The following is a 19,736-nucleotide window of genomic DNA, read 5'->3' as shown; positions in this document are numbered from 1 at the left end:
GACGGTTCGACGCCCCGCACTGCGGGGCGTTTTCATTGGCGTCCCCTGTTCCGTGTTCGGCCTCAAGCCTCGCGCTTGAGCTCCCTGAACGCGCCGAACAGCCACGAGCGCATGCCGATCACCAGCGTGTAGGGCCGCTTCTGCGCCTCGGGCAGCTTCTGGTCGGCCAGGTGCTGCTGGGCAAAGTCCTGCGCCAGCCGGGCCAGGCGGTCGTTGAACAGCGCCGCCAGGCTGTGGCCGATCTCGCCGTGCACCAGCATCAGCAGCTCGTTGGCGCCATCGAAGCCGCCGCGGTAGTAGTCGGGCACGACCTCGGCGCGGAAGTACTGCATCACCGGCCCCATCGGCCGCCAGCGGAAGGTCTTGGCCACCTGCAGCCGGTAGCGGTTGTGCGCCTTCAGCTCGATGATGCCGAGCCGGTCGAGCTGCACGAAATAGCGCACCAGCTCGGCCTCGTCGTAGCGGTAGCTGGTCAGCACCTGATCGAAGGTCCACTGGCTCAGGCAGCAGATCGCGGCCAGCAGCAGCTTGCGGTCGGCCACCACCGCGCGCTCCTGCTCCAGCGTCAGCTCGCGGCGTGGCGGCTGGCGGTCCGCCACCTTCAGCGCCAGCTCGGCGAAATCGGTGCGCAGCACGCGGCAGATCTCGTCGATCCGCGACAGCGGCATGTCGCCAGCCGCGAACATGCGCTTGACGCTCGATTCGGCCAGGCCGAGCGCCGCGGCGAGCTGCGCGTAGGTCATGCCGGCGGCCTTGAGTTCGGCTTTGAGCACGCTGATGAGGTCGGCGGTGGATGACATGGCGGTCGGCGGGTCGAGCCCACAAGGTGAACGAGGGTGATGGTGCATGAGGTATCGCCATTCGATACCTGATGGGGCACTCGACGGTATTCTGTCTCTTCTGATTGCACTTGTGTCGGTGCGCAACGAGTATTGCGTCCATGTTCAACCGACCGGGCCTCGTGATGCAGACCACCGACTCCTTGCTGGCTTCTTCCACCGCTGTTGCCGCTGCCGCGCCGCGCCGCGACACCCGCGCCTGGACGCTCCAGGTCTGGCTCTCGTTTGCCATCGCCGTCACGCTGTGCGGCACCGGCCTGGCCTGGCTGCCGGGTGTCGACCTCGACCGCGCCTTCATGGTGATGGGCTACCTGTTCTGTCTGTGCTCGGCCTTCGTGCTGTCCAAGCATGTGCGCGATCAGCAGCAGACCCGCAGCGAGACCACGCCGATGTGGTCGGCCGTGGTCTGGGGCGGTTTCATGCTGGCGATGGCACTGACCGCCTGGGGCCTGTGGCGCATGGACATACAGCCGGTCTGGAAGGCCTACCTCGCGGTGAGCTGGCTGTTCCTGATCTCGACGGTGTTCACGCTGGCCAAGACGCTGCGCGACGCCCACGACGTGCGCCAGTACGAGCGCCGCATGCAGCAGCGCGCCGCCGCGCTGGGCACCGACGCCTGATCGCTGAAAACCCCGCACCCGCACCTGACCGAAGGAGATCACGATGAACACCAACCCCCTTTCCGCCCTGCGCAAAGCCTGTCACCACGTGGTGCTGGCCGGCCTGATCGCCGGCGCCACGCTGCTGAGCCCGGCGGCGGCCCGGGCCCACGGCGGCGATCCGGTCGACGCCAGCGCGGCTTCGGCGCTGTCGCTGAGCCTGCCGGTGGCGGTGGTGGCCTCGGCGCCGGTGGCGATCCTGGCCGGCGGCGTGGTGCTGACGGTGGTGGCCGTGCAGGCCTCGGCCGTCGGCACGGTCTGGGTGCTCGAGCGCGCCTCCGACGGGGCTCGCGTGGTGCTGCGTTTCTCGGGCCACGTGGCGCACGGCACGTCGGCGGCGGTCGGCGCCACCGTGATGGTCACGGCGATGAGCGCGGGCGTGCTGCTGTCGGCCGCCGGCGAGCTGCTGTGTTTCGTGCCCAACCAGATCGGCACCTCGCTGCTCCACAACGAGCGCATCGCGTACTGATCGAGGAGAACCCCGATGTCCACCGCCCCGAACCGCGCCCTGTCTGCCGCCTTCTGCGCGGCCAGCCTCCTGCTCGCCACGCCGGCTCACGCCGGCCAGAACTGCGATGCCAAGCCGCCCGGAGTGGCCCAGGTGGCGCAGTCGCTCGAACTGGCCGCCCGCACCGCGCAGTGGCTCGACGCCAGCGGCGCCCGCGTGGTGGTGCTGGCGCGGCGCGGCCAGAACCTCGACGAATGGGGCCTGCGCTATTCGCACCTGGGCTACGCCTACCGCGACGAGGCAGCCGGCGCCTGGCGTGTGGTCCACAAGCTCAACCAGTGCGGCACCGCCAGCAGCGGCCTGTATCGCCAGGGCCTGGGCGAGTTCTTCATGGACGACCTCTACCGGCCCGAAGGCGGCGCCATCGTGCCCAGCACCGCGGTGCAGGACGCCCTGCTGCCGCTGCTGCAGGACAACACCCGTGTCGCCACCCTGCACACGCCCAGCTACAACATGCTCGCCTACCCCTGGTCGCAGCGCTACCAGCAGAGCAACCAGTGGGCGCTCGAAACGCTGGCCTACGCGATGGAGCCCGGCGCCGGCAACCGCGCGCGGGCCCAGGCCTGGCTGCAGTTCAAGGGCTACCAGCCGACCGTGCTGCGCATCGGCGCGATGAAACGCCTGGGCGCCCGCGTCGGCACGGCGCACATCGCCTTCGACGACCACCCGAGCGAGCAGCGCTACGGCGACCGCATCGCCACCGTCACGGTCGACTCGGTGTTCACCTTCCTGCAGGCCAGCGGCCTGGGCGGCGCGGCGCAGGCCTTGCGCTGAAAAAACACACTAAAGTCAACCGCGTTCCCGGCCCAGCCCTGCAGAGGAATCCATGCCCCAGTCCCCGATCGACGCCGACGCGCACGGCCACCCGAGCCAGTTCGCGCTGCTGCGCCAGCGCCGTTTCGCGCCGTTCTTCTGGACCCAGTTCCTCGGCGCGGCCAACGACAACCTGTTCAAGTTCGCTTTCACGGTGCTGGTCACCTACCAGCTGCAGCTCGCCTGGCTGCCGCCGGCGATGGCCGGGCTGGTGATCGGCGCGCTGTTCATCCTGCCGTTCCTGCTGTTCTCGGCCACCAGCGGCCAGCTGGCCGACAAGTTCGACAAGGCCCGCGTGATGCGGCTGGTCAAGTCGCTCGAGATCGCCATCATGGCGCTGGCCGGCTGGGGTTTCATGCACCCGGACGCCGACATCAAGGTGCCCGTGCTGCTGGCCTGCGTGTTCCTGATGGGGCTGCACTCGACGCTGTTCGGCCCGGTCAAGTTCGCCTACCTGCCCCAGCACCTGAGCGAGCGCGAACTCACCGGCGGCAACGGCATGGTCGAGATGGGCACCTTCGTGGCCATCCTGCTCGGCAACGTCGCCGGCGGCGTGCTGATCGCGCTGCCGCAGGTCGGCCCGACGGCGGTGGCGATGGCCTGTTTCGGCGTCGCCGTGATCGGCCGGCTCACCGCGCAGGCGGTGCCTGCCACGCCCGCCACCGATCCCGGCCTGCGCATCAACCTCAACCCGGTGAGCGAGACCTGGCGCAACCTCAAGCTCGCGCACGGCAACATCGTCGTCTTCCGGTCGCTGCTCGGCATCTCGTGGATGTGGTTCTTCGGCGCGGTGTTCCTGAGCCAGTTCCCGTCGTTCGCCAAGGAGGTGCTGCACGGCAGCGAGCAGGTGGCGTCGCTGCTGCTGGTGGTGTTCTCGATCGGCATCGGCATCGGCTCGCTCTTGTGCGAGATGCTGTCGCGCCGCCATGTCGAGATCGGCCTGGTGCCGCTGGGCGCGATCGGCATGAGCGTGTTCTCGATCGACCTCTACTTCGCCACCCAGGCGCTGCCGCCGCTGGCCGACGGCGTGGCGCTGACGGTCGGGCAGTTCCTGTCGCTGTCGTGGTACTGGCGCGTGATGGCCGACCTAGCGCTGCTGGCGCTCGCGGCGGGCATCTACAGCGTGCCGATGTACGCGCTGATCCAGATCCGCTCGCCGGCCAGCCACCGCGCCCGCATCATCGCGGCCAACAACATCCTGAACGCCCTGTTCATGATCGCCAGCTCGCTGATCGCAGGCGCCCTGCTGGCGTCGGGCGCCAGCATCGGCCAGATCTTCCTGTTCACCGGCCTGGCCAATGCGGTGGTGGCGACCTACATCTTCCTGCTGGTGCCCGAGTACCTGCTGCGTTTCGTCGCCTTCATCGCCACCCGGCTGATCTATCGGCTGCGCCTGCGCGGCGATCAGAACCTGCCCGCCAGCGGCGCGGCCATCATCGTGGCCAACCACGTCAGCTTCGTCGACGCGGTGGTGCTGATGGCGGTCAGCCCGCGGCCGATCCGCTTCATCATGGACCACCGCATCTTCGCGGTGCCGGTGCTCGGCTGGCTGTTCCGGCTCGGCAAGGCGATCCCGATCGCGCCGCAAAAAGAAGACCCCAAGCTCTACGAACAGGCCTTCGCCCAGGCCCGCCAGGTGCTGACCGACGGCGACCTGCTTGCGATCTTTCCCGAAGGCGGCATCACCCGCGATGGCCTGCTGCAGCCCTTCAAGGGCGGCATCATGAAGATCCTGGCCGAGTTGCCCGCGCCGGTGGTGCCCGTGGTGCCGATCGCGCTGTGCAACCTCTGGGGCTCGTTTTTCTCGCGCATCGAAGGCGGTCAGGCGATGGCACGGCCGTTCCGCCGCGGGCTGTTCAGCCGGGTCGAGGTGATCGTCGGTGCGCCGCTGGCGGCCGCGCAGGTCAGCCCGGAACTGCTGCAGTCGCAGGTGCAGGCCTTGCTCGACAGCGCCGGCAGCGTGCCCGCGACCGCCTCGCTCGCCAGCCCGCCGCTGCGGTGAACGATTCTGGCGTCATGCCCCTGTGGCATGATCCGCGCCCCCTGAGCCAGAGGCGCCGTTTCCGCGTCGCTCAGCCCTGAAACGCCGGAGCCAGCCATGGACCTGAAACTGCCCATCGTCATCCACGACGAACTGACCGAAGACGTGATCGAAGCCAGCGGCATGCTCGACCTCGCCAGCGGCGAGATCAGCAACGTCAAGTACGTCGACCACGACCTCGAGGCCGACGGCTTCCCGGCCGACGCCGAAGACTACGAATTCACCTGCGGCACGCTGAGCAACGGCACGAAGGAAGTCGAGTTCCGCATCGAGGTCGACGTGATGGGCCGCCGCTACTCGATCACGCCGAGCGAACTGCTCGAGCTCAAGGGCCGCGCCGCCAAGCTGTTCACCGCGCCGCCCCCGGGCGCGCACGCCCCCGAGCCGCCGCCGAAGAAGGGCCGCAAGCGCGCGGCCTGATCGCGAGGCTGCAGCCTCGCCGGCTGCGACCGGCCTCGTGAGTCAGCCCGGCGCGGCCGGCAACTGTGGCGTCACCAGCCACTGGCGCCAGCGCTCGACCGAGGCCGCACGGTTCGCCTCGTCACCCTGCCAGTCGTAGCTGCCGTTGTGCGCCCACAGGTACGCCCAGGCGGTGTCGACACGCCGCGCCAGCGGCCGCTCGACCACCCGCTGCGCCACCCAGTCGCGGCTGGCGCGCTCCAGCACCCGCTGCGCGCGCAGGCGCACCAGCGGCTCGGCGTGCGTGAGCAGCGGCAGCAGTGCCGGCAGGCCGGGCAGGCCTTCGGCCGCCCACTGCAGCGCGCCTTGCGTCCAGTCGGCATGGCCGGTCGGCGGGCCGCTTGCCAGCCGGTCGATCAGTGCCTGCAAGCCGGCGTCGTCGGCGGGCTGTCCGGTGTCGCTCATGACACCGGTCACGGCACCACGATCGGCGCGGTGCTGCTGGATCGGTTGAAGCTGATCACCACCCGCCGGTTCGCCCGCAGCCGCCCGGCGTCGACCGGCTGGGCCGTGCCCGGCGCGGTGCCGTGCTGCGAGAAGTCCTGCGTCTCGCCCACCCCCACCGCCCAGTCGATGCGCCCGGCGGCGATGCCCTCGGCCAGCACCAGCGCCTGCACGGTCTGTGCGCGCTGGTCCGACAGCCTGAAATTGAACTGCTCCGAGCCACGGATGTCGGCAAAGCCGTCGATGCCCAGCGTCGCGTCGGGGTAGTTGTCGAGGTACTCCTGGATGCCGTCGAGCTTGGCCTCCTCGCCGGCCATCGGCTGGTCCGAGCCGGTGTCGAAGTAGATGACGATCGGCTCGTGCGTGAAGTAGCCCCTGAAACGCTCCAGCGCCTCGTCGAAGGTGGCCGAGGTGTCGTTGCCGGCGCGTGCGTATTCGGAGGTCGCCACCACCGCACCCGAGCGGATCTGGAAGCCCCATTCGAGCGCGCCGTACACCACCTGGTTGTCGGTGCCCTTTGCGACGGTCTCGAAGTCGAAGTTGGTGTCGAAGCTGAAGTTCGGGTAGTCCCACAGCTGGGCCGGGCCGACGTCGGTGTCCGAGCGCAGCCAGCCGAACTGCTGCGAGTTGCCGAAGTGCTCGACGTAGTTGGGCCCGATCGCACTGCCGCGCGGGTTGTTGGCGGTCATCGAGTCGATGTAGGTGCCCGCCGGTGCGCCGTCGGTGCCGGTGGTCATCAGGTCCATGCGGCCGCCCTCGGTGCCCACGGTGCCGGCCGGATTGGCGGGGGTGATGCTGTTGGAGTCGGTGATGTTGCGCCAGTCCACCGGCGTGTTGGGCGTGCCCGTCGAAGTGCCCGGCACGTCGGTGATGTTGATCGCCTGCACCAGGCCGATCTCGGCCGAATACGGCCCGTCGGTGTCGGGCATGAAGCTGATCGTGCCCATCAGGCCGGGCGGCGCCGCCTGCGTGATCATGGCCATGTTGAAGATGCCCATGTCGGTCGGCTGGGGCGTCGTCAGGTCGCACTGCGGCGCGACGGGTTCGCCGCCCTGCTGGCCGACGTGGGTGAGTTCGTGGCGCAGCAGCGCGCCGCCGCTGTGGGTGTCGGGTGCGTAGCGGCCGGGGGCGAAGAAGATGTCGCGCCCGACCGTGACCGCGTTGGCGCCCATCGACGCCGTCAGCCGCTGCGCCGCGCTGTCGGCGTGCACGCGCACCTGCTCGGGCTGCGCCCCCAGCCCCGCAGCCTGCTGCGCCCAGCCGCCCGGCAGCGCCTGGCCGCTGCCGGCCTGGTCGACGATCCGGCGCGAGATCTGCCGCGCCAGCGGCGTGGTCTGCACCGCCGCCGACGGCGCACCGCCGGGGCCCGACGCGTGGGCCGCCGCCTGATCGGGCGCCTGCGCGCGGGCCTGCGCCTCGCGTTCGGCTGCCGGGTTGGACGGCAGCGGGAGGTGGGTGGTGACGTAGCGCGGCATGCCGGCACTTTTCACACGGCCCTTCGTGCTGGCCTTGACGCCGCCCTGGGCGGCCGTGCCGGTCCCCGGCGACGGGCGGGTGTGGGTGCTGTGTTTCATGGCGACTCCTGCGGATCGGATGGTGGGCGCGGGGTGGCGCCGTGTCTCTCGGCCAGGCCGGCCGGCAGCGCCTTGCCGAGCTTCTGGTATTCGGCCGCGATCGCCTGCAGCAGCTGCGCCTCGGTGATCGCGCCGCCCGCCGCGTGGGCACAGGCCGCGGCGGCCAGCACGGCGTTGCGGATGTGGCCGCCGGCCAGGTCGCAGCTGCTGGCGATGCGGTTGAGCAGCGCGACGTCGAGCCGCTGTGGCTGCTGTCGTGCATGCAGGCGCCCGTGCAGTTGCTCCTGCAGCTGTGTCTCCCCCAGATGCGCGCGCCACAGCGCGTGCCGCTCCTGCGGCGTCGGCGCCGGAAAGTCGACGATCGCATCGAGCCGGCGCGTGAAGGCGCTGTCGAAGCGGCTGCGGCTGTTGCTGGTCAGGATCGCGATGCCCTCGAACGACTCGATGCGCTGCAGCAGGTAGTTGGTCTGCGCGTTGGCGTGGCGGTCGTTCGATTCCTTGACCTCGGTGCGCTTGCCGAACAGCGCGTCGGCCTCGTCGAACAGCAGCACCACCTCGGCGTGTTCGGCGCGCGCGAACAGCTGCGACAGGTTCTTCTCGGTCTCGCCGATGTACTTGCTGCTGACCGACGCCACGTCGACGCGGTACAGCGGCAGGCCGAGCCGGGTCGCCAGCCAGCCGGCAGCGAGCGTCTTGCCCGTGCCCGACGGGCCGACGAACAGCGAGCGCACGCCCGGCCGGTAACGCGCCCGCGCGGCCGGGCCGAGGCCGTCGGTCAGGCCCTCGCGGCACTGGCAGCGCTGCTGCAGCGCGGCCAGCGTGGCGCCCAGTGCGGGCGAGACCACCAGCGCTGCGTCGTCGATCGCCTCGGGCATCAGCTCGGCCAGCGTGCCGAGATCGGCCGCCACGCCCTGGCGCGCGGCGCGGCCCAGCTGCGCCCAGCCGACCTGCGCGGCGCCTTCGAGATGCGCCTGGTGCCGGGCGGCGCGGCCGAGCAGGCGGATGCGCGCGGCGTCGTGGCGCTGCTGCGTGCCCAGCTGCGCGGCGAGGGCGGCGTCGCCGGTCACGGCCAGCCACAACGCGCTGCGTTCGCCGGCCAGCGGCAGCGGCACGCGCCAGCTCGGCAGCGTGTCGCCATCGCTCTCGATGCAGCCGTCGGGCCCGCAGGCCACCAGCACCGGGCCGCGGTAACCGGGCCAGCTCGGCAGGTGGCGGGTCTCGCCGGGCGCCAGCTCGACGCACCACACCGGCAGCGCGCCGTTGGCCACCAGCCACAGGCCGCTGCCACGTGGCGCCGCGCCGGTGCCGTGAGCGGCGCCGGCCGGGCTGCCGGCACCGTGCCGATCCGCCGCATCGCTGTCGAACACCGCCGCGCGCTGCCCCAGCGCCTGCGCCACCCAGGCCGCCGCCGCGCGCGCCACCCGCGGATGGCCGGCGCGCACCACCAGCGCCGGGCCGCTGGAGTGCGAGGCCGCATCCGCACGCCAGGACTGCGCCAGGCGCAGCGCCGCGGCCTGGCGCGCCGCGGCCTCGCGCAAGGAAGCGGGCGCGGGCTCCTCGTCGCCCGTCAGCAGCGCCACGCCGGGCCAGCGCGCCTGGCCGTCGCGCAGCAGCAGCGCCAGCGGCAGCGGCACCTGCACGGACTGCTCGACCAGCGGCAGCACGGGCGCTGCCGTCGCGCGCGGGCCGGCGGCCGGGTCGGCGTCCATCTCCAGCTGCAGCAGACCGGTCGCGCGGGCGCTGCCGTCGAGCAGATCGCCCGCCGATGCGCCCACGCCCAGCGCCTGCGCCAGCGCGAGCAGCAGACCGACGTTCGGCCTGCTGCTCGCGCTGGTGCCGGCCGGCGCCTGCAGCCACGCCACCACCCGCGCCACGCTGGCATCGAGTTCGGCGGCCACCGCCAGCGCCACCGCGATCACCTCGACCGGCCGCAGCGGCAGGCCCGTCGCCAGCGTGTGCAGCAGGCGGTCGGCCGGCGGCGGCGACGCGGCCCAGGCGTGCCAGCTGTACAGCCCCGGCTCGCCGACCCGCTGCGCGCGCAGCCAGCCGGCCTCGGCCGATGCATTGGAATCCGCCGCATCGCCCGCGGCCTGTGGCAAGGCGCCGAGCGCCAGCGCGTGCAGCGGCGGCATCAGGCTGGCCGCGAGGGTGGTGGCGCAGGCCGGCGCGTTCATGGCGGTGGCTCGCGGCCGAGCGGGGCATCGCCGGACGAATAGTGGAAGGCGACGACGCGGCCGAACCACGGCAACCAGCCCGGGTCGATGTCGAGCCCGAGGCGGCGCACCCGCAGGTCGGCGTCGGCGAGGCGGAAATGGATGTCGGCGTGGGTGGCCGTCAGCGCCATCTGCCCCGGCCGCAGCACCAGCCGCGCCAGCCCCAGGCCACCGCCCCCCCCGGCGCGGCGCAGCCAGCGCTGCGTGTCGTGCCGCCAGGCGTGGGCCAGCCGCAGCGCGTCGGGTGGCAGCGCGGGTGTCACGCGCCCGGACGGGTTTTCGGCCAGCGCCCAGGCCGGGTCGTCCGGCGGCACACGCAGGCGCTGCAGCACGCTGCGCAGGACCGCGCGCGCGAAGGTGGCGCAGTCCAGCCCGGCGGCCTCGCACGCGTCGACGATGCCCAGCCGCGCCAGCACCGGCAGCAGGAACAGCAGGCCGGCGCAGCGGCTGCGCGCCAGCGTGGCGGCAGGCCATCCGGGCGCGGCGGTCCGGTGGGGCGGCGCGACGCTGTCGTCTGCGGCTTGGCCCGACGCGGCTTGAATGACCGGCTGCGGCGCGGGCCCGGGCCGCGCGCTCGAACCCGCATCGGCCGGCGACGCCTTGGGCGCGTGTGGCGACGGCAGGTGGGCCGCCGCTGCCTGTCCCTTTGACGCGCCGTCAGACGCCAGGGTTGCAGCGCCCGCGTCATCGCCCGTGTCCTGCTGCGCGGCGGCGGGCTGGCGATGCCCGATCCTGATCGCCGCCTCGTTCGCCGGCCCTGCGGCGTCAGCGTGATCGGCCGATGTCTCGACGCCTGGCCGTGGCTGCCGATCGCGGACGAGGTCGACGCCCGGCCTGATGCCGGGGCCGGTGGGCACCGGATCGGGCTCGATGCCCGGCGCGGCCGCCCGTGCAGGCGGCGCCGTGGCGGACGATCGGCTCGCCGTCACGGCCGTCCCGCCCCCGCCCAGCAAGGTGTCGAGCCACGATGCGCGCGAGGGCGAAGCGGCCGCCAGCGCGTGCGCCGGCACCGATGGCCGGCCGACGTGGCGCAGCAGCGCCGCGCCCTGGGCTTCATCGAACGCCTGCCCCAGCAAGCCGGCACCCCACGCGCGCACCACGCCCGCCGCCCAGACCGGCAACGCCACCGCCGCCTCGGGCCAGCCGGCCACGGTCAGCGTGATGGCGCGCAACTGCAGCGCCAGCGGCTCGCCCCGGCGCCACTCCGGCACCGCCAGCCGCCAGTACCAGGCCTCGCACGGCTGGCCGCGCAGCAGCCGGGCGGCGAGTTGCAGGCGGGCGTCGAGCGCGCTCGCAAAACAGACGTGCTCGGCGCGCTCGGCCATTGCGGTGCCGCCGTCGATCCAGGTCACGTCGCTCTCGGCCAGCCGCTGCTCGACCCGCTGCGCCAGCGCACCCGCGCTGATGCCCGCGGCGACGCGGCCCAGCGCCAGCCGCCGCACCAGCAGCACGCGCGCGCCGCCGTCGGGCAGGCTGGCGCAGCGCAGCGCGTCTTCGAGTCGCGGCAGCAGCGCGCGCACGGCCGCTTCATCCGGCGCGCTGACGCGCAGATGGCGCACGAGCCGCGCGTCGCTGGTCATCGCTCAGCGCCCGAACAGGCTGCGCCGTGCGCTCGCCGCGGCGAGGCTCAGCGACGCGTTGTCGTCGAAATGCACCCGCACGTCGTCGCCCAGATCGACCTGCGCCGCCGTGGTGTGGATCACCTGCGCCGACACCTCCAGCTGCCCCAGGTCCTCGACCACCGCGCGCGCCACCACCTGGTCGGCGCGGTACAGCACCGCCTGCATGCCCACGCGCAGCTTGGCCGGCTCCAGCACCGTCAGCGGGATGCGGATGCCAGGCCGCACGCCGGGAATCGGCCGCGCCAGCCTGCCCGTGACGATGCGGTCGACCGGCGCGTGGCTGGCCAGCAGCAGGCACATGCGCACCACGTCGTTGACCAGCGCCACCGCTTGCGGCTGGCCGGGCTCGATCTGGCCGAACAGCCAATCCACATAAGCCTGCATCTGGCGCCGGTCGACATAACCGATCTCGGCCCAGCGCGGCAGGCTGGCGAGGTTGCGCAGGTTCGGCGCGGCGTCGAACTCGGACAGCGTCTCCGACCAGATCAGCCGCAGCGCCGGCGTGATCATCGAGAACTCGGCGTGCAGGCAGGCCACGATGCGGCGGATGTTCTCCAGCTCGCTGGCCGCCGCGCGCGCCACGTCGCTGCGGCCGTGGCCACCTTCGGCCACGTCGGCAAACGACAGCACCTGCTCGGCCTGCACGCGCAGGCCCTGCCAGGTGGTGGTGAGCAGGCTCGTGATGTTGAGCGTCTGCAGCGTCGCCAGCCGCGGCGCCAGCGCCTGGGCCTGGCGTGTGGATACCTGCGAGATCGCCGCGGCGAGCCGGGTGTTGCCGCCGCTGCCCACCGCCACGCCGCCCGCCGCCGACAGCAGCGGCGATGCGATGCCCGACAGCGCGCGCACCTGCGCGGTCTGCAGCGTGCGGATCAGCGGCTCCACCTTGTCGAGCCGGCGGATCAGCGGCGGCAGGTGCACGAACCAGTTGGCCGGCGCCTCGCGCACCACGCGCAGCATGTCGGCCAGCTCTTCGGGCAGGTCCGGGTGCTCGCGCAGGCAGGCCGGCACCGGCGCTTCGAGCAGGCCGGGGTCGACCGAATGCGTGAGCGTGGCGCGCAGGTTGTCGGCCTCGCGTGGTCGCACGTAGGCGATGAACGGCACCTGCTCGGCCAGCACCTGGGCGCGCCGGGCATTGATGGCGGTGATGCGCTCGGTTTCCTCGGCCAGCAGCGCGCGGGTCACGCTGACGTCGTGGCGCGCCTCGGCCAGATCCTCGGCAAAACGCGCCAGCCCCGACAGCACGACAGCACGCGAACCACGCAAGCTGTCGACCGTCTGCTGGCACACCGTCAGCGCCTCGCGGTAGCGCTTGACGCGCCCCTCCACCTGCCGCATCAGCGCGATCACGTGGTCGGACAGGTCGGTGGCGTCGGAGAAGAACGCGCCCTCGTCCGGGTCGCCCTGCACCACACGCAGCGGCACTGTCATCAGCCGGCCGAGCAGGGCGCGGTTGGCGATGAAGTCGGTGAACGGCCGGCGGATCGGCTTCTGGCCGACCTCGCCCGGCAGGTCGGCCAGGAACTCGTCGCCCTGCAGGCCGTGCACGTCGATGCCCTCGAACAGGCCCGGCGTGGCGCCGCCGTCCTCGGCACTCAGCGCATCGACCAGCCGCACCAGCGCGTTGATGGCGTCGAAACGCGACGAGGTCGAGTAGTCGCGCACCTCCTTGGACTTCGGGTCTTCGAGCCGCTTGGCGATGGTGGTGGTGCGGATGAAGGTCTGGCCGACCAGCGGCGCGGCGCTCGCCACGTCCAGCGGCGACGGGCTGACCGCGATGCTGGCGGTGGGCAGGCGCTGGATCGCGGTGGTGCTCGCCAGCTCCTTGCTCGTCAGCAGCGTGGGCGAGCTGACGGTGCTGACCGTGCCGAGCTGGATCGCCGACAGGTCGAGGTTGCCGATCAGCCCGGTCGACAGGCTGCTCGTCAGCCCGCTGCTCAGGAAGGCGCGGCTGGCGACCGGCGCGGTGCTCGTGGCGGCGCTGGTGGCCAGCGAGACGGTTTCGGTGGCCTGCACCTTCGGCGCGGTGGCCATCGAGGCGAACGCACCCGCGGTACTCTGGCCGAGCTTCAGGTCGGCGATGAAGCTGTTGATCTGCGTCTGCGAGGCGGTGGCGGTTTCCGATTGCGCGATGCCCGCCAGCGTGGGCGACACCGCCAGCCGGGTCGCCGCGGTGTTGCCCAGCACGAGCTGGCGCACGCGGTAGATGTCGGTCTGCACCTTGACGAAACCGTAGTCGACGACGTCGTCGGCGCGGTCGGTGCGTGCTTTCAGATAGGCGGTGAAACCCTCGGCGCCGAGCAGGTGGATCTGCGCGCGCTCCTGCGCCGACAGCACCTGCAGCGCGGGGTGCTGGGCCAGATCGGCGAGCGCCTGCGCCTGGCCGATCTGCGCGCTCGGCAGCGGGCTGCGCATCGCCATCGCATCGGCGCCGATGAAGTGCCAGGTGTCGCCGCGTTGCACCGCGCCCGGCGGCACGCTGCCGGCGAACCAGACCCGCTCGCCGTTGCCGGTCGCCGTCAACGCCCCCGTCGCACCGAAAGCCGCCATGCCGTCGAACTGTGTGAACGCCATACCCAGCAGCGGCGCGCCTTCGAGGCCGAGGCTGGCGGCGCTGACCTCCAGCCGCAGCCAGCCGCCCGGCGCCGGCAGCGCGCCCTGGCGCAGCCGCGAACGCGTGCCGGCCACGCCCCAGCCGATCATGTCCCAGCCCCAGAAGGCACGTTGCTCCCAGCCGTCCTTGGCGGTGAACCACTGCAGCATCAGCTCGCGCGGCGGGTGGTTGGGGTCGAGCCAGACCCAGCAGAACAGCTTCTCGCCGGCCGTGATCGTGAACGGCGTGCTCACGGTGTCGAAGAAGTGCTGGTGCATGCCGCTGGCCAGCGCATCGAAATGACCGCCGAGCGTCGACGGCAGGGCCGCGGGCACTGCCGGCAGCACGCCGGCGGTGGGCTCGAACGGCGTCCACAGGTCGTTGTGCGTCAGCAGCACCCACGGCTCCTCGCCGCCGATGCGGGCCAGCGCGGGCAGCGGGTTGTCGAACCAGCGCCGCTCGCCGTTGGCGTTGAACGCGCCGCTCGAACCGTAGGCGGCCTGGCCGTCGAACAGCGTGAAGGCGATGCCGTCGACGTTGCGCCCGGCCAGTCCCACCAGCGCCGCCGGCACGTCCAGGCGTAGCCAGCGGCCGGCCTCGGGCAGATCGCCGATGCGCTGGCGCGAGGGCGTGCCGTCGACGCCCCAGCCGATCAGGTTCTCGCCCCAGTAGGCGCGCTGCTCCCACTGGCCGTCGACGTGCCACTGCAGCATCAGCTCACGCGGCGGGTTGATCGGGTCGAGGTAGACCCAGCAGAACAGCGCGTCCTCGCGCACCGGCAGCGTCTCGCTGGCGCCGAAGAAGAAGTGCTGGTGCATGCCCGCCAGCAGCGCGCTGCGGTGGCCGCCACCGGCTGGCGGCGGGCCCCAGGGCGACAGCGTTTCAGTCTCGAGCGCGGCGGCGTCGTTGTCGAAGGCGGGCACGGTCACGTCGATGCCGGCGAGCGCGTGCTGCAGCACGGCGTCTCGCAGGCGCAGGCCCTGGCGGCCGCCGAGCGCGCGGGCGCGATCGAGCAGAAAGCGGTTCAGCGTGGTGAAGAACAGCGGGTCGACCGCCTCGCTCAGCAGCAGACGCGGCTCCCACGATTGCAGCGGCACGGGCACCAGCAGCCGCACGCTCTCGGGCACGCTCGGGTCGAGCGGCGCCAGCGCGGCGTTGGCGCGCACGGCGATGTCGAGCTGCTCGATCGGCACCGGCGCGGCGTCGATGTCGAATCCGGGCGGGAAGAAGTCGCTGCGAAACGCCGCCGGGTCGTAGGCATTGCGCGGCAGCAGGCCGACCGGCGGCAGGCGGCGCGCGAAGGCGTCGGCCAGATCGCCCGCGGGGATGCTGCCGGCGGCGGCGACCTGCTCGGCAAACTGCTCGATCTGCGCCTGCCACAACGACGGCAGGCGGCTGTTGGCGATCAGCGCGACGCCGTTGGGCGTCGAGTCCGCATCGGCGGGCGGGGCCACGCCGAGCTGCAACCGCGCGTCGCGTGCCATGCCGCCGTGGCGCGCCACGCTGGCGCGGTCGGCCCAGGCCGGGAAGCGGTTGGCATCCAGCCGCACCATCGCCAGCGGCGCGCCCCATTCCTCCCACGGCAGGCAGTCGCCGACAGCCATGCGGGCCTCGGCGTCGAACACCGTCCAGGCCAGCGCGTTGCGCAGTTGCAGATCGGGCATGGCGGGCAGCGCGCGCCACTCGCTCGGCCAGACGTACCAGAGCAACCGCACCGCGTCGCCGATGCGCCAGTCCTCGAAGGCGGTGACATCGTCGACCGCACCATCGGCGCAGGCGCTGCGGTCGCAGGGGTCGAGCGGATCGAAGTTGCTGCGGTCGACCAGCGCCGGCTGCAGCAGCAGGATGCCGATCGCCGGCAGCGTGGCCAGCGCCGCGGCGGGCAGGGTGCCGAGCGTCAGGCCGACCCGGCGCGCCAGCACGGTGCCGTCGCCGCTGCTGTCACCCACGCCGCTGCCATCGACGAAGAACCCCGGCGGCGCCACCACCGGCACGTCGGCCAGGCGGCATTCGAGGGTGCGGGTCAGCACCACGTCCTCGCCGCTGACCGTCAGCGCACGGCCTGCCTCGATGTGCAGCGTGGCGTCGGCCAGCGAGGCGCCGCCGTCCGGGCCGATGTCGAGTTGCAGGCCGTCGTCGATGCCCGCCACCAGCGACTGGCCGCGGGTAGCGATGTGGCCGGCCTGCCATTGCTGGCGCTGGTCGAGCGTGCCGGCGGTCAGCGCGCGGCCGGCGAAGATGTTCGGGCGGTGCTGCCAGGTCAGGGCCGCCTCTTCGGCGTTTTGCGGTGACAGCGCGATCACCCGCTCGCCCGGCAAGGGCTGGGTGATCGGAGTGTTGCTTCGCTTGCTCACGGCTTTCCCCTGTGATGCGCGGTAGTGGGCCCGGTGATGGGCTGGCCGGCCGCATGGCTCATGCCGGCTTGCTGCCATTGCGTGCGCTGCGCGTTGCGATCGGCGCGGTGATGCCGGTGCTGATCCGCGTGCCGGTCTTCAGCACGCCGGTCGTCAGCCGCGTGGTCAGCGTTGGCACCTCGGTCTTGCTCGCGGTCAGCGCGGCGCTGTCGAGCACGCGCCAGTCGGTGCCCTTGGCGATTTCGGTCAAGGCGACGGTGTCGAGCGGCGTGCTCGTGCTTTGCTCCAGCCGCGTCAGGCCGTCGCCGACGTTCGGTTTGGCCAGATCGGCGGCGACGGCCAGCACTCTGGCCTGATCGAGCACGGCGGTCGTGGTGGGTGTGCCCCCGGTTCCGCCGCTGACGGTGTCGCCCGTCGCGGGCTGGGCCTCGACCTTCGTCACCAGCGCGCCCAGCGTGGCCGCGGTCAGCGCCGGTGACGCGACCAGCCGTGGCGAGCCCAGCAGGTTGAGCGTGCTGGTCACGGCCTTCGGGCTGGCGTTCAGCAGCACGTTGTCGAGCACGCCGCTCAGGCCCAGCGTGGCGATGCGGTCGCGCACCGAGCGCTCGATCAGCAGCTCGTTGCCACCGGCCACCGCCACCGGCGTGCCGGCTAGGTCGTCGCGGTAGGCCAGGTTGCGCCGGCGCACGTACCAGAGCGTCGGCAGCCGGGCCAGCCGCGCCCATTCGGCGTCGGCCGGGTTGCTGATGTCGGGCAGCGGGATCGGCAGCGGCAGGCGCAGGCGCTGCAGGATGTCCAGTGGCTTGCGTTGCGCGATCAGGTTCGGCGCGACGGCCTTGAGCGTGCGCGTGCGGCTCTCCAGCCGCGCCAGCACGCTGCGGAATTCGCCGCGCGGCACGGGTGCGAGCACCAGCACGGCGGTCAGGTCGAGCACCGCATCGCTGGCCAGCAGGTCGATCGGTGGCAGCGCCAGCGATTCTTCGACCAGCGCCGGCAGCTCGTCGTCCGGGATGATCGAAAAATCGACGTCGACCTCGGCCGGAAAGTAGCGCTGCGTGAAGTCGCGCGTGTTGATGGTGCCCGGCGGCAGCGGCCCGGCCGGCGGCAGCGCGGCGAACTGGCTGGCGGCCGAGAAGCTGCGCCCGCCCAGCTGCGCCACCACCTCGGCCAGGTGCGTCTGATGCTGCATCAGGTGCGCCAGCCGCAGCGCACGCGGCGCGAAACCGAGGCCGGGCAGGTCGCCGCGGTCGGCGCCGAGTTCGCGCCGCACCATCGCCTCGTCGATCCAGACGATGCTGTTGGACTGCAGCGCCAGCATCGCGATCGGCAGCACGTTGGCCGAGGTGGCCGTTTTAGAGGTCTGCTGCGACTGCGTGAAGATGATGCGCGCCGCCCGGCCGCGCCGTGCCTCGGGCGCATCGGCGGCGCCGTCTTCCTGCCACGGCACCAGCACCAGCGCGGTGGCCTCGATGACGTCGCCGTCCTCGACGCTGCGGGCGCCCGTGAGCGACGTCGGGTAGGCGCCGATCGGATTGGCGGTGAACTCCACCGGCCGCAGCGCCAGCACGAACAGCCCGGTGCGGCTGCGCAGCGGCGCGACCGGGATGCGCGACAGCCCGAAATGCGCCGACAGCTGCTCGGCCAGCGGGATGTCGGCCAGGTTGAGGTCGAGGTCGTGCGGCAGCCGCACCAGCTCGCCGGCCGGCGTCACACCTTGGCCGGCGCTGATGCGCAGGCTCTGCGGTGTCGGTCCCGCATCGACCAGCAGGCCGTTGCCAACGCCGCTGCCGGCGGTGCGCGCCAGGTCGGCCTCGCGGGTCAGCATGTACTGCTGATCGCGGATCAGGTCGCGTGCGGCGAGGAAGCGGCCGTCGAAGTAGCGTGGCCGCTCGCGCCGCGGATCTTCCACCAGCACGCCGCTGGTGCGCAGCGTCTGGACTTCGCCGGCGCCGATCAGCACACGTGCGGCGCCGCGGGTCAGGGAGAGGGTCATGGCAGGCTCCAGGTCATGTTTTTCACAGCCCGCCGGCCTGCGCCAGCAGCGCCAGCGCGGGCAGGAAACGGCGCGCGCCGTTGTCGACCAGCGGTGCGTCGGCGGTGCGCTGCGGCGGGTCGGCGGCGTCGACCGGGATCAGCACCCGGGCTAGGAAGATGGCGCTGGTGTCCAGCAGCGTCGGCGGGTGTTCGGGCGCGGGGGCGAGGCCTTCGGTGCCGTCACTGCGGCGGGCGAGGGCGGCGTAGGCGCCGAGCACGGCATCCTGCAGCGCGTCGCGGCGCGCGGCCAGGCTGGCGGCGGTGTCAGTTTCGAGCGGCGGAATCGCCGCGCCGCCGGGTGGCAGCGGCAGGCCGCTGTAGCTGTCGTCGAGGCCTTCGCGAGCGATCAGCTGCAGTTCCCAGGCGTCGCGCAGGCGCGAGGTCGAGACGGCGTTCAGCGCATCGAACGGGCCGGCGGCAAAACTCGGTGTCAGGCCGACCTCGCAGGCGGCGAAGCGGATGAAGACGTCGGCCACCACGGCGCGCGCTGGCAGCGTGGCGCCGCTGGCGGCCAGGCGCGGCGAAACAAATCGCGCCAGGTCGTCGTAGGTCGCGCGGCGCAGCGTGGCGCCGTCGTCAGCCGCGCGGGTGGCCTCGTACCAGCGCACCAGCCGCACGCAGGCCGGCCGCGGCAGCTCGATCAAGCGGCCGAGCCGATCGACCGCCAGGCCGCCGGCGACGCGGATCTCCTCCGGCTGCGGCGTCACCGCCGCGGCGTGGCTCACCGGCAACCCGGCCAGCGTGCCGCCGCCGGCCAGGAAGGCCAGCGCCCGCGCCAGCCGGCCGCGGTGATAGGTCTGCTCGTCGCCGAAATCCTGCGCGTCGAGCAGCATGCCGGTGGCGTAGGCCGGCCGCTCCGCACGCGGCAGGCTGCTGAACAGCGGATCGGCGAGCCGGGTCTGGATGCTCATGGCTTCTTGCTCCTGGGGCGGCGCGGGGGAATCACGCTCGGCCGGGTCGTCAACGGTGGCGTGGGCAACGGCGAGATCGGCCGCACCGGCACGATGGGAGACACCGGCAGCGTCGGGTTGCTCGGGAACGGGATCGGCGGGCGCGTCACGATCGGATCGGTCAACACCGGCGGTGGCGGGGCCACGATCACCTCGCGCACCTGCACCACGAACTCGTCGGCCACCGACTGCAGGCCTTGTTCGTCGGTCACCACCAGCCGGAACCGGTGCGCGCCGGGTTTCAGGCCGGCATCGACCGTGACCTGCGGCACCTTGGTCGTGACCGGCTGACCGATGACGAACGCGACCATGGCCGTGGCCTCAGACGGCCGGGCCGGCGTAGGTCCAGACCCAGGTCGTGACCCGGCCGCCGCCGACGTCGAACGAGGCGCTGCCGTCGAGCGTGAAGCTCTGGCCCGACGGCACCAGCGAGGGCGCGCGAATCACCGCGGTCGGCGCCGACTGGTCGGCCACGATGATGACGACCTCGTCGGCCCTCGACACATTGCCGGCGTCGTCGACCACCACCAGCTGGAAACGCTGGCGGCCGATCGGCAGCGGCCGGTCCGGATTGACCGTGACCTCGATCGTCGGGACGTCGGACTTGATCTCGGTGCCGATGATGAATTCAGCCAT

General features: G+C 72.4%; 15 protein-coding genes. 5 read left to right on the top strand and 10 right to left on the bottom strand.

All coding sequences use genetic code 11. The features are described from left to right. Window positions 1–62: 62 nt before the first annotated feature. The gene (locus LCHO_RS15305) at window positions 63–800 is read right to left on the bottom strand and encodes a helix-turn-helix domain-containing protein (protein ID WP_012348073.1); all 738 of its coding nucleotides are present in this window, start codon (window positions 798–800) and stop codon (window positions 63–65) included. A gap of 140 nt (window positions 801–940) precedes the next feature. On the opposite strand from LCHO_RS15305, the gene LCHO_RS15300 reads away from it, so the two are divergent. From LCHO_RS15300 to LCHO_RS15280, 5 genes are all read left to right on the top strand, one after another. Next, window positions 941–1,459: a YiaA/YiaB family inner membrane protein gene (locus tag LCHO_RS15300; RefSeq protein WP_012348072.1), complete on the top strand. Its 519-nt coding sequence runs from the start codon at window positions 941–943 to the stop codon at window positions 1,457–1,459. A 43-nt stretch (window positions 1,460–1,502) separates the two neighbouring features. Continuing rightward, entirely contained in the window at window positions 1,503–1,967 is a 465-nt protein-coding gene (locus LCHO_RS15295; RefSeq protein ID WP_012348071.1) for a hypothetical protein, read from the top strand. A gap of 15 nt (window positions 1,968–1,982) precedes the next feature. Beyond that, a complete protein-coding gene (locus LCHO_RS15290; protein ID WP_012348070.1) occupies window positions 1,983–2,780 on the top strand; it encodes a DUF2145 domain-containing protein in 798 nt (265 codons plus the stop codon). Between the two features lie 52 nt (window positions 2,781–2,832). Further along, window positions 2,833–4,821 (top strand): MFS transporter, encoded by a 1,989-nt coding sequence (locus LCHO_RS15285; protein ID WP_012348069.1) that lies wholly within the window; start codon window positions 2,833–2,835, stop codon window positions 4,819–4,821. Window positions 4,822–4,917: 96 nt separating this feature from the next. After that, on the top strand, window positions 4,918–5,280 hold the full coding sequence (locus LCHO_RS15280) for a hypothetical protein (protein WP_012348068.1): 363 nt from the start codon (window positions 4,918–4,920) through the stop codon (window positions 5,278–5,280). A 42-nt stretch (window positions 5,281–5,322) separates the two neighbouring features. Here LCHO_RS15280 and LCHO_RS15275 read toward each other — a convergent pair whose 3' ends face one another. Genes LCHO_RS15275 through LCHO_RS15235 form a run of 9 tightly spaced genes read right to left on the bottom strand, consistent with a single transcriptional unit; the run spans window position 5,323 to window position 19,736 of the window. Next, entirely contained in the window at window positions 5,323–5,724 is a 402-nt protein-coding gene (locus tag LCHO_RS15275) for a hypothetical protein (RefSeq protein WP_012348067.1), read from the bottom strand. Window positions 5,725–5,732: 8 nt separating this feature from the next. Beyond that, window positions 5,733–7,337, bottom strand: coding sequence for an eCIS core domain-containing protein (locus LCHO_RS22300; RefSeq protein WP_012348066.1), 1,605 nt, complete (start codon window positions 7,335–7,337; stop codon window positions 5,733–5,735). Then, window positions 7,334–9,511 carry an AAA family ATPase gene (locus LCHO_RS15265; RefSeq protein WP_012348065.1) on the bottom strand — a complete coding sequence of 726 codons (2,178 nt, stop codon included), beginning with the start codon at window positions 9,509–9,511 and terminating at the stop codon, window positions 7,334–7,336. The genes LCHO_RS22300 and LCHO_RS15265 overlap by 4 nt, the downstream gene beginning before the upstream one ends. Beyond that, entirely contained in the window at window positions 9,508–11,130 is a 1,623-nt protein-coding gene (locus LCHO_RS15260) for a hypothetical protein (RefSeq protein ID WP_012348064.1), read from the bottom strand. Before LCHO_RS15260 ends, LCHO_RS15265 begins: the two co-directional genes overlap by 4 nt. Window positions 11,131–11,133: 3 nt before the next feature. Beyond that, window positions 11,134–16,116: a hypothetical protein gene (locus LCHO_RS15255; RefSeq protein WP_012348063.1), complete on the bottom strand. Its 4,983-nt coding sequence runs from the start codon at window positions 16,114–16,116 to the stop codon at window positions 11,134–11,136. Window positions 16,117–16,174: 58 nt separating this feature from the next. Further along, a complete protein-coding gene (locus LCHO_RS15250; RefSeq protein WP_012348062.1) occupies window positions 16,175–18,109 on the bottom strand; it encodes a hypothetical protein in 1,935 nt (644 codons plus the stop codon). 22 nt (window positions 18,110–18,131) lie between these two features. Beyond that, a complete protein-coding gene (locus tag LCHO_RS15245) occupies window positions 18,132–19,061 on the bottom strand; it encodes a hypothetical protein (RefSeq protein ID WP_012348061.1) in 930 nt (309 codons plus the stop codon). Next, the gene (locus tag LCHO_RS15240; RefSeq protein ID WP_012348060.1) at window positions 19,058–19,411 is read right to left on the bottom strand and encodes a hypothetical protein; all 354 of its coding nucleotides are present in this window, start codon (window positions 19,409–19,411) and stop codon (window positions 19,058–19,060) included. Before LCHO_RS15240 ends, LCHO_RS15245 begins: the two co-directional genes overlap by 4 nt. 10 nt (window positions 19,412–19,421) lie before the next feature. Then, on the bottom strand, window positions 19,422–19,736 hold the full coding sequence (locus LCHO_RS15235; protein WP_012348059.1) for a hypothetical protein: 315 nt from the start codon (window positions 19,734–19,736) through the stop codon (window positions 19,422–19,424).

It is taken from the genome of Leptothrix cholodnii SP-6, assembly GCF_000019785.1.
In the GTDB taxonomy this organism is placed as follows: domain Bacteria; phylum Pseudomonadota; class Gammaproteobacteria; order Burkholderiales; family Burkholderiaceae_C; genus Sphaerotilus; species Sphaerotilus cholodnii.
This window is presented reverse-complemented; position numbering and strand designations above follow the sequence as displayed.

What these genes read in the sequence shown, in the direction of transcription:
- LCHO_RS15305 (WP_012348073.1), bottom strand. Translation starts at nt 800, where the DNA reads ATGTCATCCACCGCCGACCTCATCAGCGTGCTCAAAGCCGAACTCAAG.
- LCHO_RS15300 (WP_012348072.1), top strand. Translation starts at nt 941, where the DNA reads ATGTTCAACCGACCGGGCCTCGTGATGCAGACCACCGACTCCTTGCTG.
- LCHO_RS15295 (WP_012348071.1), top strand. Translation starts at nt 1,503, where the DNA reads ATGAACACCAACCCCCTTTCCGCCCTGCGCAAAGCCTGTCACCACGTG.
- LCHO_RS15290 (WP_012348070.1), top strand. Translation starts at nt 1,983, where the DNA reads ATGTCCACCGCCCCGAACCGCGCCCTGTCTGCCGCCTTCTGCGCGGCC.
- LCHO_RS15285 (WP_012348069.1), top strand. Translation starts at nt 2,833, where the DNA reads ATGCCCCAGTCCCCGATCGACGCCGACGCGCACGGCCACCCGAGCCAG.
- LCHO_RS15280 (WP_012348068.1), top strand. Translation starts at nt 4,918, where the DNA reads ATGGACCTGAAACTGCCCATCGTCATCCACGACGAACTGACCGAAGAC.
- LCHO_RS15275 (WP_012348067.1), bottom strand. Translation starts at nt 5,724, where the DNA reads ATGAGCGACACCGGACAGCCCGCCGACGACGCCGGCTTGCAGGCACTG.
- LCHO_RS22300 (WP_012348066.1), bottom strand. Translation starts at nt 7,337, where the DNA reads ATGAAACACAGCACCCACACCCGCCCGTCGCCGGGGACCGGCACGGCC.
- LCHO_RS15265 (WP_012348065.1), bottom strand. Translation starts at nt 9,511, where the DNA reads ATGAACGCGCCGGCCTGCGCCACCACCCTCGCGGCCAGCCTGATGCCG.
- LCHO_RS15260 (WP_012348064.1), bottom strand. Translation starts at nt 11,130, where the DNA reads ATGACCAGCGACGCGCGGCTCGTGCGCCATCTGCGCGTCAGCGCGCCG.
- LCHO_RS15250 (WP_012348062.1), bottom strand. Translation starts at nt 18,109, where the DNA reads ATGACCCTCTCCCTGACCCGCGGCGCCGCACGTGTGCTGATCGGCGCC.
- LCHO_RS15245 (WP_012348061.1), bottom strand. Translation starts at nt 19,061, where the DNA reads ATGAGCATCCAGACCCGGCTCGCCGATCCGCTGTTCAGCAGCCTGCCG.
- LCHO_RS15240 (WP_012348060.1), bottom strand. Translation starts at nt 19,411, where the DNA reads ATGGTCGCGTTCGTCATCGGTCAGCCGGTCACGACCAAGGTGCCGCAG.
- LCHO_RS15235 (WP_012348059.1), bottom strand. Translation starts at nt 19,736, where the DNA reads ATGGCTGAATTCATCATCGGCACCGAGATCAAGTCCGACGTCCCGACG.